The organism is Bradyrhizobium sp. MOS001 (assembly GCF_004634465.1).
Classification (GTDB): domain Bacteria; phylum Pseudomonadota; class Alphaproteobacteria; order Rhizobiales; family Xanthobacteraceae; genus Bradyrhizobium; species Bradyrhizobium barranii.
The window spans coordinates 305,784-320,813 of the sequence record NZ_SPVJ01000001.1 but is presented as its reverse complement, the minus strand read 5'-3'; the positions used below and the strand labels follow the sequence as shown (position 1 = coordinate 320,813).

At 64.1% G+C, this 15,030-nt stretch carries 17 protein-coding genes and 1 tRNA gene; 11 read left to right on the top strand and 7 right to left on the bottom strand.

Annotated features, from left to right (window positions below; translation table 11 throughout):
• Window positions 1-8: 8 nt before the first annotated feature.
• The 4 genes from CT676_RS01545 to CT676_RS01530 all read right to left on the bottom strand — a co-directional run bounded on the left by CT676_RS01545 (window position 9) and on the right by CT676_RS01530 (window position 1,573).
• Entirely contained in the window at window positions 9-269 is a 261-nt protein-coding gene (locus CT676_RS01545) for a DUF3551 domain-containing protein (RefSeq protein ID WP_071911927.1), read from the bottom strand.
• A gap of 372 nt (window positions 270-641) precedes the next feature.
• Entirely contained in the window at window positions 642-824 is a 183-nt protein-coding gene (locus CT676_RS01540) for a hypothetical protein (RefSeq protein WP_343287527.1), read from the bottom strand.
• A gap of 42 nt (window positions 825-866) precedes the next feature.
• On the bottom strand, window positions 867-1,121 hold the full coding sequence (locus CT676_RS43815; RefSeq protein ID WP_038937372.1) for a hypothetical protein: 255 nt from the start codon (window positions 1,119-1,121) through the stop codon (window positions 867-869).
• Between the two features lie 365 nt (window positions 1,122-1,486).
• Window positions 1,487-1,573: transfer RNA gene (locus CT676_RS01530), tRNA-Ser, on the bottom strand.
• A 458-nt stretch (window positions 1,574-2,031) separates the two neighbouring features.
• Between CT676_RS01530 and CT676_RS01525 the strand changes: the two genes are divergently transcribed.
• The 8 genes from CT676_RS01525 to CT676_RS01495 all read left to right on the top strand — a co-directional run bounded on the left by CT676_RS01525 (window position 2,032) and on the right by CT676_RS01495 (window position 11,176).
• The gene (locus CT676_RS01525) at window positions 2,032-4,137 is read left to right on the top strand and encodes a tyrosinase family protein (RefSeq protein WP_085401512.1); all 2,106 of its coding nucleotides are present in this window, start codon (window positions 2,032-2,034) and stop codon (window positions 4,135-4,137) included.
• A gap of 18 nt (window positions 4,138-4,155) precedes the next feature.
• Complete coding sequence (locus tag CT676_RS01520) at window positions 4,156-6,123, top strand: LodA/GoxA family CTQ-dependent oxidase (RefSeq protein WP_343287526.1); 1,968 nt, start codon at window positions 4,156-4,158, stop codon at window positions 6,121-6,123.
• The gene (locus CT676_RS45080) at window positions 6,023-6,436 is read left to right on the top strand and encodes a hypothetical protein (protein WP_343287525.1); all 414 of its coding nucleotides are present in this window, start codon (window positions 6,023-6,025) and stop codon (window positions 6,434-6,436) included. The genes CT676_RS01520 and CT676_RS45080 overlap by 101 nt, the downstream gene beginning before the upstream one ends.
• Window positions 6,433-6,849 (top strand): hypothetical protein, encoded by a 417-nt coding sequence (locus CT676_RS01515; protein ID WP_063983279.1) that lies wholly within the window; start codon window positions 6,433-6,435, stop codon window positions 6,847-6,849. Before CT676_RS45080 ends, CT676_RS01515 begins: the two co-directional genes overlap by 4 nt.
• A 2-nt stretch (window positions 6,850-6,851) precedes the next feature.
• A complete protein-coding gene (locus CT676_RS01510; protein ID WP_244623034.1) occupies window positions 6,852-7,973 on the top strand; it encodes a tryptophan 7-halogenase in 1,122 nt (373 codons plus the stop codon).
• A gap of 10 nt (window positions 7,974-7,983) precedes the next feature.
• Complete coding sequence (locus CT676_RS01505) at window positions 7,984-10,191, top strand: multicopper oxidase domain-containing protein (RefSeq protein ID WP_135213646.1); 2,208 nt, start codon at window positions 7,984-7,986, stop codon at window positions 10,189-10,191.
• Between the two features lie 31 nt (window positions 10,192-10,222).
• Entirely contained in the window at window positions 10,223-10,870 is a 648-nt protein-coding gene (locus tag CT676_RS01500) for a DJ-1/PfpI family protein (protein WP_135213645.1), read from the top strand.
• 114 nt (window positions 10,871-10,984) lie between these two features.
• Window positions 10,985-11,176 (top strand): hypothetical protein, encoded by a 192-nt coding sequence (locus tag CT676_RS01495; protein WP_028153368.1) that lies wholly within the window; start codon window positions 10,985-10,987, stop codon window positions 11,174-11,176.
• Window positions 11,177-11,234: 58 nt separating this feature from the next.
• On the opposite strand, the gene CT676_RS01490 is transcribed toward CT676_RS01495, so the two are convergent.
• Complete coding sequence (locus CT676_RS01490) at window positions 11,235-11,459, bottom strand: hypothetical protein (protein ID WP_028153369.1); 225 nt, start codon at window positions 11,457-11,459, stop codon at window positions 11,235-11,237.
• A 261-nt stretch (window positions 11,460-11,720) separates the two neighbouring features.
• Between CT676_RS01490 and CT676_RS01485 the strand changes: the two genes are divergently transcribed.
• Window positions 11,721-12,041 (top strand): DUF1476 domain-containing protein, encoded by a 321-nt coding sequence (locus tag CT676_RS01485; RefSeq protein WP_063986370.1) that lies wholly within the window; start codon window positions 11,721-11,723, stop codon window positions 12,039-12,041.
• 18 nt (window positions 12,042-12,059) lie between these two features.
• Here CT676_RS01485 and CT676_RS01480 read toward each other — a convergent pair whose 3' ends face one another.
• Entirely contained in the window at window positions 12,060-12,650 is a 591-nt protein-coding gene (locus tag CT676_RS01480; protein ID WP_063983282.1) for a TIGR00645 family protein, read from the bottom strand.
• Window positions 12,651-12,812: 162 nt separating this feature from the next.
• Here CT676_RS01480 and CT676_RS01475 point away from each other — a divergent pair, with 162 nt between their 5' ends.
• Complete coding sequence (locus tag CT676_RS01475; protein WP_071913898.1) at window positions 12,813-13,103, top strand: hypothetical protein; 291 nt, start codon at window positions 12,813-12,815, stop codon at window positions 13,101-13,103.
• Window positions 13,104-13,134: 31 nt separating this feature from the next.
• Here CT676_RS01475 and CT676_RS46025 read toward each other — a convergent pair whose 3' ends face one another.
• On the bottom strand, window positions 13,135-13,263 hold the full coding sequence (locus tag CT676_RS46025; protein WP_256374848.1) for a hypothetical protein: 129 nt from the start codon (window positions 13,261-13,263) through the stop codon (window positions 13,135-13,137).
• Window positions 13,264-14,067: 804 nt separating this feature from the next.
• Between CT676_RS46025 and CT676_RS01465 the strand changes: the two genes are divergently transcribed.
• A complete protein-coding gene (locus tag CT676_RS01465) occupies window positions 14,068-15,000 on the top strand; it encodes a septal ring lytic transglycosylase RlpA family protein (RefSeq protein ID WP_085401508.1) in 933 nt (310 codons plus the stop codon).
• The last annotated feature ends 30 nt before the right edge of the window (window positions 15,001-15,030 follow it).

The following is a 15,030-nucleotide window of genomic DNA, read 5'->3' as shown; positions in this document are numbered from 1 at the left end:
CAACTGCCCTAGTAGGCGCGGCGGCCGTGCCGCCGATAAGCTGCGGGGTTTTCCACGCCCGCGAAGTATGGATTTATGGCGCACTCTGCGGCGCGGCCCGATGCCGAAGCATTGCACTGAGGCAGCGATGTGTAGCTGCAATCGTAATAGTTGGCCCCCGCGCGGTAAACGTGCAGGCAAACCGGATAGGCCGGATTATACGTCTGAGCTGCCGCCGGCTCTGTTGATGCCATCCCGATTGCCAAAATCGCCAAGGCCGGAGTACGCATTGGAACCTCCTTTCGGACATTGAGAACGCGCGCGAAGCTCCACGAGCCAGCCAGTACTTCGATCGTACCCCGCGGAGGTCGCGACTGCGCCTGACGATCGCTACCAGCCCGCTGGTCACGCTGGCGGGCCGTCCCTTCTAAACTTCATTGCGATCGGTTCCGTTCCCGATGAGGACCTATACCGCTTTGGGCACAAGTGGACAGAACTGATTGCCGGTTTTTCCTATGCTCATGACCACCTGGCGACCCCATTACCGCCAAGGTAGCCTCCAAACGGCCCCGGCAACTTAGTCTTTTGCTGGGGCCGCTTTTGCGCTGGTGTCGATCAGCCGGACATAGGTCCCGCTCTCGTGCAGCTCGAGCCAGCCCTTCTCAATGCTTGATGCCGGCGCCGAACTCCGACCCGGTGGCCTTGAGCGTGTAGAGAAACGGAGCATTGAGCTTTTCGATGTGAATGCGACCGTCCTGGACAGCTTCAATGGTCTTCGCGAGCTCGACCAGTTTGCGGGCGGCGGCTTCAGGAGCGGCAAAGGCACGTTCGGCGGCGAGTTTCATGCAGATCGACTACCCGATTCTTCGTCCCCAGGCCGTACTGCTTCACCCGCACTTGTGGTTTTTGGCGTGCAGCGCGGTTCGGTCGCCAGTCATCTCACCGACGTAGTCGTCAATGGCGCTCATCAGCTTCTCGCGGTCGGCACGGCGATCCTTCCTGCCAAAGATGAGGTAGTGGCGAAGCCGGCCGAGTTCGGCCAGGTCGGCTGCTACCGCCTCGGCCCGCACTTCTTCCGCGCGCTGACGCATGCGCTCTTGGTGCCAAGCTCTCGCCGCCGCTCTGTTCTCTGCCTTGGTCATGACGCCATCGAACCGCGGCGCAGGCGAGAGTCAAATTATCGATTCCTAGCGGCGCGGAATGCTCGCGAGCTACTGCCGGTCGTGGGTGTGGATAGATGCGCGACGCCATCGCTGTGATTCAAGGACCGTCTTGTCGCTCCTTCGATGCATCGCGTCGAAACACGACAGTCCATCGCGACGTCGGAAAGCTGATGAGATCGGCGGCGGCATCAGTGTTGGGATCGGGCGTCGCCTCGTCCGAACTGCGACAAATCGACTCGATCTCACCGCGACGCTTACGGCGCCACCAAGCGACGATTGTACGTTCGATTGTGCGCTGAAGCGAAAACCACGAGCTAACTAATTGATTTTGTTGATGTTTTGGGCGGAAGGGGTGGGATTCGAACCCACGGTGCCCTTGCGGGCACGCCGGTTTTCAAGACCGGTGCCTTAAACCACTCGGCCACCCTTCCGGACAGAGAATGGTTGTCGCTTAACGCAGTCGACCGCGCAAGGCAACGCGAAGTTGGCGCTTGCGGGGGAAAACCAAGTCCGATGGGGAAACGGGCCGGGAAGGGCGAAGCTCGGCTTCGTCGAGCAGTCGTTCGGCGCGGATTCGCTCCCGGTGTGGCTCGGCTTCATCCCACGACGACTGGAATGCACGCTACGCTCAATCACGCAGCGTTTGATGACCGGACACGTCCGATGGCCGGCGCTGAGCTTGAGCAACGCACTCGTGCTCGCATCCGCCTCATCCACACGACGCATGGCCAGATCTGTCGTTTCGATAGAGGTTGTATGAAATAGATCACGCAACCCCGAAAAATATTCGCGCTTGCTTCGACGTTGAAGGTGCGTGTCTACGTGACATCACCCAAAAGTTGTGATTAGTCTCCGGCCGCCTTCTTCGTCTTGCTGTCCGGGGGCTGGAATGGACACCGAAGCATTGACCGTTGCTTATGCGCGCGTGAAGGCGATCCTGGATGAAGCTGCCGGCGATAGCACCGCTGATTATGGTGGTGCTGGGCGGTTTTGGGACAAGGGCGCACAGGCGCTGGAGACGGCCGAGATCTTCGGCATCAAGATGGTTGCTCCAGTGCCGGAGGGCCACGCCTGCTGCATCCCGCCGCATGCGCGCAGCGACGCATCCGGATTGATCAAGGGATTGCGCGGTGACGCACCGTTCGATGGCGGCCGGTTCCCGGCGCTGCCATGGGGCGGCAAGCGCGTCGCGCCCGCTGACGTCGACCGCATTGCCGACTGGATCGATGCCGGCTGCCCGGATGATGCGACCAGCGTCGCAGTTGAGCTTGCGCCTGGCAAGCCGGCGAAGACGGCGACGGTGAAGGTGAGCGAGATCGCCGAATTTGCGGTGGCTGCCGACGGCTATTCGCCGGCCGCGGATGCCGGCGAGCCCCGGCGGCGCATGAACATCGACTGCATGAGCGAGCCGCAGCTCGAACGCCTGCGCCGCGGCTTCCGCCGGCTTTACGATCTCGACCACTGGCCGGAAGACCGGCGCAACTACAACAACCAGGCGCTGATCCACCAGAATCATTGCCAGCACGGCTGGGAGCGCTTCCTGCCCTGGCACCGCGCCTATCTCTACGAGTTCGAGCAGAACCTTCAGGACTTCGAGCCCGGGCTGATGCTCCCGTACTGGGACTTCACGATGCCGGAGTACCGGCCGGAGGAGCCGGACAAGGGCCGCATCATTCCGAATTCGATGAAGGCCTATCTCACCGAGGAAGCGGCCGAGACGCTGTTGGCGGCGCTCGACCCGGCGCCGACGGCGGCGCAGAAGAAGGCGATCCTGGCGCTCGCGCATGACCGCGTCACCTTCACCTCACAGCACGGCTTCTTCTGCTACGTCATCAGCAAGATCGGCTATGCGGCCGTCACGCCGGATCCTGAGAATGCCAACCGCCAGCGCTTCATCGACGCGCTGCTTCAGTCGAACTCGCTCTGGTATCCGCTGCGCTATCCGGCCGAATATCCCAAGGGACAGACTATCAACCAGGCGATCAACTATCATTACCCGTCGGCCGACGACATCGCCCAGATCCTGAGCCTCAACAATTTCCGCGACTTCGGCGGCGGCAGCATCTACGACGCCGCGTTCGGGTTCCTCGACCAGAATCCGCACAACACCATGCACATCTGGACCGGTGGGCAGAATCCGGATGCAGGGCAGGCGACCTATGTCTGCAAAGATGCCCCGACCGCGGCGGCTGCGTCGCAATCCGACGCCGAGACCACACGTCTGCGCGCGCTCGCCAAGCGGCGCAACGATGCCGTACAGGTCGGCGGGCGCCGTTTCCACGCCCGCCCGGATCTTTATTCGCAGCCGCGCTCCGGCGACATGTTCAGCAACCTGACGGCCTCCTACGACCCGGTGTTCTGGCCGATCCACGTCAATATCGATCGGATCTGGTGGGAGTGGCAGAAGCTCAATCCGAATGCGCTGCCGGCCGATCTCGATTCCGTGCTGTCGCCGTGGAACTACACCATCCGCGACACGCTCGACATCGCGCCGTTCGGCTACGAATACGTTCGCAGCTCGCATTTCATGCCGGTCGGGCTCGAGGCGCCGGTCAGCCGCTTCGTGTCGCAGCCGATCAACGTGCCGCAGGCCGCGCGCAGCTTCAAACGCGCGGAGATCCGCCTGCATCAGGTGCCGCAATTGATGCGCTCCTGCTTCGTGCGCGCCTTCCTGAACGAACCCGGGGCCGACGCTTCGACGCCGATCAAGGGCAATCCGCACTACGCCGGCTACATCTCGATCTTCGGACATGGGGCCTGCTACGGCGGTCCCGGCCATTGCGATATCCCGCCGCCGCAGCCGCGGCGCTTCGACCAGCGCGGGCGTAGCCACAACACGCCACGCGTCCATCGCATCGACGTCACGGCCGCCGCCAGGCAGGCGCTCAAGAAGAAGGGCCCGCTTCAGATCACACTGGTCGTGATCGGCGGCGACTACCAGGAGGAGAGGGAGCTTCTGAAGCTGGAAGGCGTGTCGATCAGTTTCCTGGATTGAGAAAGCGGCGGGGAAGTCATGGCGACGTATCGAATCCATCCGGGCATCGGCATCGCGCGCCTGGGCAACAGCGACAGCGAATTCTACCTCGCGCCGGAGACGCCCGCGGCGATGCCGATCGCCTGCGACAGTTTCGGCAATCCCGTGCACGGCCCCGACGGGGTCACACCTGTTCCGGTCAAGACCTTCAAGGATGCGCAGGGCCGCGTGAAGCGCCAGGCCGCGCGCTTCCAGATCTTCGTCTATGACGATGAGTCCCCGGAAGGCAGGCCGCTGGCGCTCGGCGATGCCGTGGAGGGCGGCGGCAATCATGGTGTGCTCGTCGACATCCAGTGGCGCGTCTATGTCGCCAACAAGAAAGCCTCCTGGTACCCGTTCACCGAGCTCAAGGGCGAGCATGGCTACGCCCCCGGCAGTGCGCGCCGCAACGCCGACATCACTGGCCAGGACCGCGACCTGCTCATCATCGATCCCGGCCCGCGCAGCGTGAATGCGACCACCAACCGGCGCGCGCATTTCGATCGCTCGGGCGGCCCCGGCGGCTATGCCACCACGTTCCCGCCCAGGGGCCTCCAGCCGTTCGACATCGACACGCTGGGCGAGATGATGACCGACAACAAGGGCCGCATGGTCGTGCTCGGCGGTCACGGCAATTCGGGCATGGACGTCAACGGCAGCTTCGGTCCGAAGATCGAGGACTATGCCAACACCGACGGCTGGTACGACGACATCTCCGACGGCCCGGTGATGGCGCGGCTGATCATGTATTCGAAACAGGTCGGCCAGACCCGCTACATCGACGTCGAGTTTCCGGCCTGGGTCGTGGTCGGCTATCCGCGCTTCGTCCCTGAGATCCTCGACATGATCACGATGGACGAGGTGCTGTACGATCTCTATGTGCGCCAGTTCGCCACCGATACCGGCATCTATGGGACGCTCGGCACCTATGACGATCCGCAGCAGATCCCGTTCCGCGACGAGGCGGCGCTGCGCCACTGGCAGGCCGGCCGGCTTGCCTGGAATCGCAACTACCGGCCGTGGTTCTATCGCGACATCTGGCCGATCCTGTTCCGGCCGGATGAATTCAGATATCTGAACGATATCCTTCAGCAATCGAACTACCCGCACGATCAGGCGCAGCGCGGCACGTTCGATCCCGACAAATTATCGAAGACTCCGAAACGCGCGACGCGGCCGACGGCGACGGCAACACCGTCGGATGCACCGTTGCGCGATGCCAGTCAGGGCGAAGCGGTCATGGCGGTGGCGGCGGTCGCAGATCCGACCCACTATTCCAAGGCCGACGATCCCTACGGACCGATGCGCCGCTTCCTGTTCGATCTGTTGCGCCGTGCGGGCGAGGCCAATTCCTTCCAGGTGCAGGACCGTGCATCGTCGCGCGTCCATTCGCTGCCGCTGATGCCATTGCTGTGCGGCGACAATCCGCTGACCAACGAGACGCCGTCGAAGTTCCTTCATCTCACCCAGTACCAGCTCTTCATCCTCGGCCAGTGGGCGCGCGGCTGGTTCATCAACGAGAAGGAGGAGGGCTGGCTGCCCGACGGCTATTCACCCTTCGCGCCTTATCCGAAGACACCGCCGAAGACCGGCCGCGAGCTCGACCGCGGCGTGCTCAGCAACGTGCTCGGCGGCGCCTTTTGTCCGGGCGCCGAGCTCGGCTGGGTGATGCGCAACCCTTCGATCTACTGGGCGCCGTATCGCATCAACGCCGATCGCAGCGTCTCGGATTTCCTGCAGAGCGCCGCCCAGGCCAATCAGGACCACGGCACTCGTGATTGCCGACCCGACCTTCAACGTCAACTCGCCACTCAGCCAGGACAACGACTTCGAGACCGGTCTTCAGCCGGGGGACCTCACCAAATATATGGGGCTGCCCTGGCAGTCCGATTTCAACGAGTGCACCACGCAGCCGATCAACATCACCTACGCCGACTGGAACAATCTGTGGCCCGACAGCGACAATGACGATCGCTTGCGGCGCGACGAGAAGACCTGGACCACGCTGTGGTGGCCGGCGCATCGGCCGTTGCAGTCGTTCGAGATCGCCTCGGTCTCGAACGGAAAGCCCAATTACGTCTGGACGACGTGGAGCCGCGGCGTCCCGCAGACGCCGGTCGGCGACCTCAAGATGGTCACCGAGTGGTCGCTGCTCGGCTTCATCGTGCGCAATCCCTACGAGCCGGCTGTCAAGCCCGCCGACAGTTATCAAGGGCCCAAATACATCAGCGTCGAGCGAACAACCGGGTCGCGGCCCGATCCCAAAAGCGAGGCATCATGAGCGACAATCCATTCGTCGGACATTGGACCTATCGCAGCCTGCTCAATGATCCCGACGTCAACACGGCCTTCAACAATCTCGAATTCGGCCGCGGCACGATCGATATCGCGGACGGGCCGATGCAGCTGCTGACCGGAACGATCGGCGGCCCAGGCTGGTCGCTCGCGCTGAAGGGATCGCGCGCCTACGGATCGCCGATGCAGGTACGTTTCCAGGGCACCGGCGTCGTCGGCGGCGAGGAATGGATCTACGATTATTGGGGCTCGCTGGTGCCGGCCTGGCCCAATGGCGTCGACCAGCGTCCGGCCATCGTCGGCTCGGTGATCCGGACCATCCCGCACAGCGGCGGCTCGCCCGGCACGGTGGCGCCGGCCGGTGTGGTGGCGTCGTTCTACGCAGTCCGGGCCGACTGACCTTGGCCGCGTTCGACATCATCGTTGCAGGCGCAGGTCCAGCCGGCGCGGCCGCTTCCCGCGCGCTTGCGATGTGCGCGCCGGAGCTTCGGGTGGCCGTGATCGCGCCGTCCGAGCGGCGCGGGCGAGGCGAAGGACGAGGCGAGGTCTTGTCACCGCTGGTCCAGCCGGTGCTGCGGCAGCTCGGTCTGTGGCCGACTTTCCTGGCGCAGGGCTTTGCGCCGTCGCACCGCACGCTCACCTCCTGGGACCAGGCCGGCCTGACGTCGAGCGAATTGCTGCTGGAAGCGCGCGGGCCGTCATGGCGCGTTGACCGCAGGGCGTTCGATGGCTGGCTCACGGCGGAGGGTTGCCGCGCGGCCGAGCGCGTCGATGCGAAGGTCTGTCATCTCGCGCGCGAGGCGGACGGCTGGTCGGTCGTTTGCGACGACGGCACCAGCCGTTCGGCCCGGCTGATCATCGATGCGACGGGCCGCGCCCGCGCACTCGCCGACCGCCAGGGTTCGCGGGCGAAAGCGCAGGACCGCCTGATTGCGGCCTATGCCGAGGCGACGACATCGGGACCGGCCGCACCGGAACTGCTCGTCGAGGCCTTTGAAGACGGCTGGTGGTACACGATGGCACTCGACCAGGGCAGGCGCGCCTTTGCCTGCATGACCGATGCCGATCTCGCGCGTGGCCTCAGGCTGAACACGCCGGACGGCTGGCGCAGAGCTCTCGCCAGGACGCAATTCGTCTCGGCGCTCGCGAGCAAGATCATTCGGCTCGAACCACCCCGCTTGATCCCTGCGGGCAGCCGGTACGCCGCAACGACTGCCGGCTTCCATTTCCTCTGTGCAGGCGATGCCGCAAGCGCTTTTGATCCGATCTCGGGTCATGGCGTGGTCAAGGCCATGCGCTCGGGTGTGTTCGCCGCCTATGCCGCCAGCGATTGCCTCGCACGCGGTGATGCGGCCGCTCTCGATCGCTACGGCGCGTGGATCGCGCGCGAAGCTGCGGCCTACGCGACGACGCTAAGCGAGCACTACGGCAGTGTCTCGCGCTGGCCCGAGCGGCCGTTCTGGCGGCGCCGGCGTGCCGACGCGCCTTCACGCAATCCTTCGAGCAGTCTTCTGGAACAGTAGGGCGGACAACATGATGAAGAGCTTCGCGCGAATTGGTCTTGTCATCGCCGCGCTGGGACCGAGCCTTCCAGCATTCGCGGCGCCGGTTCCCCGTGCTTTCGAACCGCCGCCGACGCTGCCCGGACAGGGCAATGTCGTGGCCCTGGAGGCCGGCGTGGCGCCGGCCGTTGGCGGCTGCCGGCCGCAAGGATCGATCTCGCGCAGCGGCTCGATCGTCTCGGTGGTGCTCAACTTCGTGCGCGGCCGCTTCTTCATCAACAACCCGGATCCGACCGATCCGCAACCGGATGGCCTCGACCCCGTCGAGCTGCGCTCCTATGGCGGCTGCAAGTCGGGCCCGGCGATCTTCGTCAAGCCCGGCGATACGCTGCGCGTCGACCTGATCAACCAGCTCGCGAAGGACGACCCGAGCTGTTTGCCCAATCCGCCGGAGGGGCTTGGCTTGCCGGCGTTGGTCGGGTGCTTCAACACCACCAACCTGCACACGCACGGCCTGCACGTTTCGCCCGCCGGCAACAGCGACAACGTGCTGCTCAACATCGCCCCGCAGACGAAGTTTCCGTATGAGATCAACATCCCCAACGACCATCCGGCGGGGACGTTCTGGTATCACGCCCACCGTCATGGCTCGACGGCAGTGCAGGTGGCGAGCGGCGCCTCGGGCGTGCTGGTCGTCAAGGGCGAGCGTCCCTATACGCCACCGTCGCCGCAGAACCCGAAGCCGATTGCCGATATCGACACGGTCCTGCATGACGTCAACGGCGCCCCGTTCAAGGAGCAGCTCTTCCTGTTTCAGCAGATCGCCTATGCCTGCTTCGCCAACCAGCCGAACCAGCCCGGCGGCCCGTGGCAGCAGATCTACACCACGCAGGGGCTCTACAACGCCAACAGTCCGGCAAATATCGCCAACGCGCCGTGGACGTGCCCGCTGGCGACGTCAGGCAATCCGGTAAGCCCCGGCGTCGTCGAGAACTTTGGCTTGCAACTGGACTCATCGTCGATCTGGGACACCAATGGCCGCTTCACCAGCGTCAATGGCATCGTGCAGCCGACGCTCACCGTGCCGGCGGGCGAGATCCAGCGCTGGCGCTTCGTGCATGCCGGCATTCACGACACGATCAACATTCAGCTCGTGCGCGCCACGCCGGTCGGCACAACGAACCTGATCGCGACCTCGGCGCTGAGCGGCAACCGCGAGCAGCAGAAGGCCGATCTTCTGGCTGCCTGCAACGCCTCGGCCGGCACGCTGATCCCGCAGTTCGAGATCGCATCCGACGGTCTGACCCGGACCAAATTGCGCACCGTGCACGCCTCGCAAGTCGGCGGCGTGCTTGAATCGAACTACATGCAGCCCGGCTATCGCAGCGACGTCCTCGTCGTATTCCCCTCGGACGGGGACTATTGCCTGCTCAACCAGGCGGCGCCGAAGGCTGAGCGCGTGTCCAACGGCAATGGCGGCGGGCAGGGGCCGACGACGCCGCAATTGCTGGCCTATGTCCATGTGCGCGGAGGGCAGCCCGTGACGGGGGACCTGCAGGCCTATGTCGGCAAGGCGCTGTACGATGCCAATCCGACGCTGCCGGACGCCGTTCGCACCGGGCTGCGTGACGGCGATCTGCGGCCGTGGGCGCCATTCGAAGACCTTGCGCCGCCGGCTGCCGGCAGCCAGCAGCAGCAGGCGGCCTTCGCGATCAACTTCCCGGCCTTCACGGTCAACAACGCCTCGTATGATCCCGACGTGGTGAACTTCACGCGCGAGGTCAACACCACGGACGATTGGCTGCTGTCCGCGCAAGGCGAGCCGCACATCTTCCATATCCACGTCAATCCGTTCCAGGTGATCGACGTCACCACCACCAACACCAACGGTCAGCAGATATCGATCTACAATCCCGACGGCACCTGCAAACCTGACATCGTGTATGCCGACAAGCAGCAACTGGCCAACCAGTATTGCGGCATGTGGCACACATTCCGCGACACGATCATCGTCGAGAACAACTATCAGATCCGCGTCAGGACGCGGTACGACCGCTACATCGGCGAGTATGTCCTGCATTGCCACATCCTGGACCACGAGGACGCGGGCATGATGGCCAACATCGCAATCGTTCCCGACCTCAACGCGCCGGGCGGCGGCCTCGGGATGGCGGGGATGCGTCATGCCAAGCAGCCGACGGCGACACCCGCGGCGACGCCCGTAGGCCACAAACATTGATCGTCACAGGAAGCAGGGAGGATTTCGCGCGATGAAGATCGGCATTCCCGTCTACGACGGCGTCGACATGCTCGACGTCGCCGGTCCCTTCGAAATGATCGACTGGGCCGACTTCGACGTCGAGATCGTCGCGGCAAAGCCGGGAATGAAACGGTTTCGCAACCGGGGATTTCCGTTCGAGGTCGCAAAATCCTTCGCGGAATGCGCCCAGTATGATGCCGTCTGGATTCCCGGCGGCGATCCAGACGCGCTCACCGAGATCATCAACGATCCGCACCGGACCTACTTCCAATTTCTGACCAGGCAGGCCACCGGTGCGAAGTACATGTGCTCGGTCTGCGAGGGGGCGATGCTGTTCGCGGCATCGGGTCTTCTCGACGACCACTGGGCGACGACCCACTGGGCTTTCCTGGAATGCTTTCCGACGCTGTTCCCGAAGGTGAAGGTTGCCGACGGACATCCGCGTTTCGTGCTGGATCGCAATCGCCTGACCGGAGCCGGAATATCCGCGGGCCTCGACGAGGCGCTGATGTTGATCACGCTGCTCGGAGGCACGGAGTTGGCGCGACAGGTTCAGCAAAACACCGAATACTATCCGGATCCGCCCGTGCGCAGCGCGATTCCCGCAGCGCCGCAGTGCCCTCTCCCAGGCGTCAAGCCGCCGGGGTCGACGCAATAGGTCCGGCCGACCGAATGCATCATCTAACTATCTGATATGTTGATACTTCATCGGCCGCGTCGACTGCCGGGTTCAACTCATGGAACCGTTTCGTTGCTTGCGCGTTGTCTCCGCATGACCGAAGACCTTTCCTTCCGACGCAAACCCCTGACCCCTGAGCAGCGCCAGGCTCGTGATGCCGCACGCCGGATCGAGGCCGAAAAGGCCATGCGCGATCACGAAGAGGCCCAGAAGGCGTTTTACGCCAATAAGGAACGGCTGAGGGCCGAGCGGCTCGCGCGCGAAGCGGCCGAGGCGAAGGGCTGACCGAACGCGGTCGCCGCCCACAATCTTCTGAAGCGATCTCCCAACCGGAGACCGGCCGCTAATGCCGGTTGGACATTCCCGTTGCGCTCAAAGCCAGCTTGAGCGCCTGGACGGCGCCGGCGAACGCGCCGCGGGGCGCTTGCGCCTCGATCGCCTCGGCCGCGATGCGACAATCGTCGGCGACCTTGAGCAACCCGCTTCGCGCGAGATCCATGGTGGAGAGGGCAGCCTGCTCCAGGCAGACCCGTTCAAGCCGTCGAAACTCCCGCAGCTCTTTGTTCATGCGCCAGCTCTCGATGTCCCCCGGCCCATCCGGCGCCGAGTCTGCTTAACGGACGGTAAACATCTCTGCCTAGCCGATTTGGCTGGCGCGGCGCTGGTGCGTGCCGTGCCCACGCCCGGGCTGCGGTGCACCACCGCGCAGGCTTGACGGCCTCTGCCTTCCGGGAGGAAGATTCAAATGATCCTAAACTGACGAGAACCACGGAGACGTTCGCTCCCAGCCAGTCCGATTCTCCTCAGCGAAAACGCATTGGAGCTGACCATGACCACGTTCGACAAGCGCGAGCAGGGCTTTGAGGCCAAATTCGCCCACGACGAGGAATTCATGTTCAAGGCCACGGCCCGGTCCAACAAGCTGCTCGGGCTCTGGGCCGCGGGCCAGCTCGGGCTCAGCGGCGACGCCGCGGCAAGCTACGCAACGGCGCTGGTGACAGACAATCTGGAGAGCCAGAGCATCGACGATGTCGTGGGCAAGGTGTCCGGCGATCTTGCCGCCAAGGGCGTGGCGCGCGAGCAGGTCGCGCAGAAGCTTCAGGAGTGCCTGCACCAGGCGCTCGCGCAGCTCGAAGCAAGCAAACAATGAGAAGGCCGGCCGTTGCCCTCACTCGGCGTGCTTGCGCATTCCGGAGTCGCTGAGCCTGTCGACGTAGGCAATGCCGATCGCCGAGGCGATGAAGGTGATGTGGATCAGGACCTGCCACATCACGCCGGTCTCGGTGAAGCCGGCGCGGTTCGAGCCGAGATTGCCGGCCTCGATGAAGGTGCGTAGCAGCGCGATCGAGGAGATGCCGATGATGGCCATGGCGAGCTTGATCTTCAGGACGCTCGCATTGACGTGGCCGAGCCATTCCGGCTCGTCCGGATGACCCTGGAGGTCGAGCCGCGAAACGAAGGTCTCGTAGCCGCCGACGATGACCATCACGAGCAGGTTGGAGATCATCACGACGTCGATCAGCGCCAGCACGCTCATCATGATCTGCTGTTCGGTGAGGTCGATCGCGTGCCAGGACAGATGCCAGAGCTCCTTGAGGAACAGCACGATGTAGACGCATTGCGCCACGATCAGTCCGAGATAGAGCGGCAGTTGCAGCCAGCGCGAGCCGAAGATGATCATCGGCAGCAGGCCCAAACGCGGCAACGGCGGGCGGGGCTCGGTGCGCAGTTCGGACTCGGGTCCAGGCTCAACCGACATTCAGGCAGCATCCTCGCGAGCTGAGATGATCTCGCCTTCATGTAACCCGACAAGATGGCCGGTGGAAGACGGCCAAGCCGCTGGCTGCGGCCGGCAGATCGCGCAGTCTCGTGCTACCGTGCCGAACGGCCAAAGAGTCAGGGCTTGAATCGGGAGGCGGGGGTGTCTTGGAGCGGCTTCGGCAAAGGGCTCGGCGGCATCGCGGTCGCCGTCGCAATCGTGGTTGGCGCCGGTGGCGCGGAGGTCTCGGCGACGCCGCTGACGCCGTTTCGCTACGAGGCGCAGGCGCAACGTCATTGCCCACACGATCAGGTGGTCTGGCTCGATTTCAGGAAAGGCATCTACTACGGCAAGGGCCAGAAGCGGTACGGCCAGGGTTTCGACGGCAGCTTCGTCTGCCTGAGCGAGGCCCGCGACAGCCTTTATCGCCGCTCGCTATTGGGCCTGCGCTGAGCAGCGCGTGATTCGGAGGTTTGGGGAACGGCTATTTCCGGTCCGGCAGCTTCACCGGCACGTGCGGGGAGGTGCTGATCACCCGGGGGCTTCCGTCGGGATAGGTGCGGTCGCCGCGGATCAGCGATTCCAGAACCAGAAAAAATTTCTCAGCAAGCATTTGCGTCACCCTCGTTGGTGATGGCCTCTTGAAATGAGTCGACGCGCCGAACGCAGAAATTCAATCAACTAAACGGGAGCAGGGCAATACCGGACAGCGCTGTATGCTGCATCGCGGTGTAGTTGTGGTTAGAAAGAAGGAGACTGGTGGTGGTGCTCAGGCGAAGGCCAGTGCCACGAGGCTCGAGCAGAGAAGAAACAAGCCGCCGGCGGTCAGTGCCAGGAAGCCATCGGATACGAAGTCATGGTTGCGCATGGGACACCTGCCGCTCTCGTGTTTGATGCTCGGTCGGATCGATTAAGATTGTCCGAACGTGCCGTCTTGAAAGAGGTGATCCTTGCCGTCCGCGCGAATGCCCTCAGGCCCTCGTGCGGTAACCTTCAAACGCATGGGCCAGGAAGATCCCCGCGCTTACCAGACCCATCAGTGCCGAAACCGTCTCGATCATCGTCAAATTCCAGTTCGCCCCTGCAACCGAGAAAACGCGTGCGGCCTTGCACAGTCAAAAGAATTCCAGTGAGCCACAAGACAATGGGGGTGGAGTGAGGATTTGGCGCAACAGAATGTCCAGGAGTGGCACAGAGCAGGGTGCCTGCGCTCCGTAGATCAACGGGGAGAAGCGAACGCCCCGTTTACCATCTCGGCGTGAACGCTGTGGGCTCCCCATTTCCGCCGTGTTCGGGTTGCGTTATCCTTACTGCTTCCGACGCGGTGGTGGGCCGCCTCGGATTTTGGGACCGGACAGCGCTCCCCCGTAGCCAAAGCGGGTTGGGTACGCCTCCGGCGAAGTGGTATTTGGGGCTCATGGGGATCCGACGGTCAGATTCGGTTTTGCGGGCCGCACGCGGTGTTGCGGCGGTCGCGACCTGCCTCGCGCTCGCCAATTGCGCCTCCTCGAACAAGTTCGCCAGCCGGGTCGATCCGAAATACGGCGTGTCCTCGAGCCCGCGGGTCGTGGCGCTTGGGGATCCGGTTCCGAAAGGCGGCGGCACCTACCGCGTCGGTAAGCCCTATGTTGTGGCCGGCCGGACCTACGTGCCGGAGGAGGACGTCAACTACCGCGCCGAGGGTATGGCGTCCTGGTACGGCGACGATTTCCACGGCCGCCTGACCGCTAATGGCGAAGTGTTCGACATGACCTCGCTGACAGCGGCGCATCCGACCCTGCCGATGCCGTCCTATGCGCGGGTGACCAATGTCTCGAACGGCAAATCGCTGATCGTGCGCGTCAACGACCGCGGGCCCTATCACGGCAACCGGCTGATCGACGTCTCGAACAAAGCCGCTGAACTCCTTGAATTCAAAGGCAATGGCGTCGCCAAGGTCCGTGTCGAATACGTCGGCCGGGCGCCGCTGGAAGGCTCCGACGATCGCCAGTTGATGGCGACCCTGCGCACCGGGATCCCGGCGCCGTCGCCCTCGATGGTGCGGGTCGCCTCGGCAAGGCCCTTCGTGCCGGAGCTGCCATCGTCGAACCGCAGCGCCATTCGCGGCGAGGTTCCGACGCCGGAGGGGCGGCCCTACAATCTCGGCAACACCTCTGCCGACATGGCGTCGCTCAACGCGACCTCGGAGATGTCGGCCTCGAGCCGCAGCCGGGGCCGCGGCCGAGCGCTCCAGAACGCGCGCGCAGTGTCCTATGACGAGGATGGCCGCTACGCGACCGAGAACGCGCCGTCATCGGCCGACGGCGCCGCCGAGGCCCGCAGCATCCTGAGCGGCCGCGGCCTCTACTAAGCAGGTACCAAGCCGGCAAATCCGGCGAGC

Excerpts from the sequence above, each read along its gene's own strand:
- CT676_RS45080 (WP_343287525.1), top strand. The coding sequence starts at position 6,023 with ATGGGGCTGCCCTGGCAGTCCGATTTCAACGAGTGCACCACGCAGCCG.
- CT676_RS01500 (WP_135213645.1), top strand. The coding sequence starts at position 10,223 with ATGAAGATCGGCATTCCCGTCTACGACGGCGTCGACATGCTCGACGTC.
- CT676_RS01515 (WP_063983279.1), top strand. The coding sequence starts at position 6,433 with ATGAGCGACAATCCATTCGTCGGACATTGGACCTATCGCAGCCTGCTC.
- CT676_RS43815 (WP_038937372.1), bottom strand. The coding sequence starts at position 1,121 with ATGACCAAGGCAGAGAACAGAGCGGCGGCGAGAGCTTGGCACCAAGAG.
- CT676_RS46025 (WP_256374848.1), bottom strand. The coding sequence starts at position 13,263 with ATGCTTGCTGAGAAATTTTTTCTGGTTCTGGAATCGCTGATCCGCGGC.
- CT676_RS01480 (WP_063983282.1), bottom strand. The coding sequence starts at position 12,650 with ATGTCGGTTGAGCCTGGACCCGAGTCCGAACTGCGCACCGAGCCCCGC.
- CT676_RS01505 (WP_135213646.1), top strand. The coding sequence starts at position 7,984 with ATGATGAAGAGCTTCGCGCGAATTGGTCTTGTCATCGCCGCGCTGGGA.
- CT676_RS01545 (WP_071911927.1), bottom strand. The coding sequence starts at position 269 with ATGCGTACTCCGGCCTTGGCGATTTTGGCAATCGGGATGGCATCAACA.
- CT676_RS01490 (WP_028153369.1), bottom strand. The coding sequence starts at position 11,459 with ATGAACAAAGAGCTGCGGGAGTTTCGACGGCTTGAACGGGTCTGCCTG.
- CT676_RS01520 (WP_343287526.1), top strand. The coding sequence starts at position 4,156 with ATGGCGACGTATCGAATCCATCCGGGCATCGGCATCGCGCGCCTGGGC.
- CT676_RS01525 (WP_085401512.1), top strand. The coding sequence starts at position 2,032 with ATGGACACCGAAGCATTGACCGTTGCTTATGCGCGCGTGAAGGCGATC.
- CT676_RS01540 (WP_343287527.1), bottom strand. The coding sequence starts at position 824 with ATGAAACTCGCCGCCGAACGTGCCTTTGCCGCTCCTGAAGCCGCCGCC.
- CT676_RS01485 (WP_063986370.1), top strand. The coding sequence starts at position 11,721 with ATGACCACGTTCGACAAGCGCGAGCAGGGCTTTGAGGCCAAATTCGCC.
- CT676_RS01465 (WP_085401508.1), top strand. The coding sequence starts at position 14,068 with ATGGGGATCCGACGGTCAGATTCGGTTTTGCGGGCCGCACGCGGTGTT.
- CT676_RS01495 (WP_028153368.1), top strand. The coding sequence starts at position 10,985 with ATGACCGAAGACCTTTCCTTCCGACGCAAACCCCTGACCCCTGAGCAG.